This window comes from Dietzia sp. DQ11-38-2 (assembly GCF_014145055.1).
In the GTDB taxonomy this organism is placed as follows: Bacteria; Actinomycetota; Actinomycetes; order Mycobacteriales; family Mycobacteriaceae; genus Dietzia.
The window spans coordinates 9591-10586 of record NZ_JAALDW010000312.1; the positions used below are offsets into that span (position 1 = coordinate 9591).

Here is a 996-nt window from a genome sequence, read left to right on the forward strand (position 1 = left end):
TCCGCCGAGACAAGCTGCCCGGGGATCTCTAGAGGCAGCTCGAGCGCCGCTGCGGTCACGTGCATTCTTCGCCGTGTTGCGTTACATGCCCGACCTAAGCGCCCGAGCTACTCGCCCGGCCTACTCGCCCGATGCATGCCCGGGTCCTCGTGCCGGTCACGCTCACCGAGGTTTTGGTCGTGGTTATCGCGCTGACCGGGGCTAATCTCCGCGCTGAGCACGACCGAAACGCAGGAGACGGCCGGCGGATTCGATGGGGACTACTGCCGACCTTGCGGGAAGAAGCGCCCGAACCCGCGCCTCCCGGCGGAGTCGTACTGATGAACCAGGGTCCTCAGCCGCAGGGTCAGCTCGTCCATGCGTGCTGTCCGCCCGAGTAGCTCGTCGATCTCGTCCGCTCCCGGGCGGGCATCGTTGAGCAGCGCGTCGGCGTCTTCGAGGACATCCAGGAACTCCGGGTCCCGCGCCGCCCGCTCCTCGATCTTCGGAAACCTCTCGACCAGTGCGGTCCCCACCGCCCGGCTCTCGCGCAGGTCGTACCAGGACTCGACCGTCAGTGAGAGCGCCCTGTGCGCCGCGTCGTGGGCCGCCTCGACAGACGCGGCTGCCTTCGTGGCCGTCACCTGAAGCGGATCCACTCCGGCCAGCAGCCGGCGGCGGTGGGCGAGTTCGTCGATCGCCGAGCGCACCAACCAGGTGGTGTACCAGAACCAGCCCGCGATCACCGCCAGGAACAGCAGGCCGATGACCACGGGAACGATGAGCCTCACCACGGTGCCACCTGCTGGACAGCGCGATCACGGGGCACGATCCTCACCCCGCCACCAGCGCGAGCACGATCCCCAGCGGGATCACCAGGGAGACCGCGGCGCCGACGAGCTTGGCGACGGCCGACCACAGCAGCCGGGACGCCTCCGTCTGCGCGCCCTGCTCGTCCATCACGCAGGACTCGCGGGCCGCGACCTCCACCCGGGTGGCCGTCGCCTCCGGCCACCC

At 69.6% G+C, this 996-nt stretch carries 1 protein-coding gene and 1 pseudogene; both read right to left on the reverse strand.

The features are described from left to right. Positions 1-260: 260 nt before the first annotated feature. Complete coding sequence (locus G6026_RS11025; protein WP_182613201.1) at positions 261-773, reverse strand: hypothetical protein; 513 nt, start codon at positions 771-773, stop codon at positions 261-263. Between the two features lie 40 nt (positions 774-813). Then, positions 814-996: pseudogene (locus tag G6026_RS11030) on the reverse strand (hypothetical protein); the annotation flags it as partial.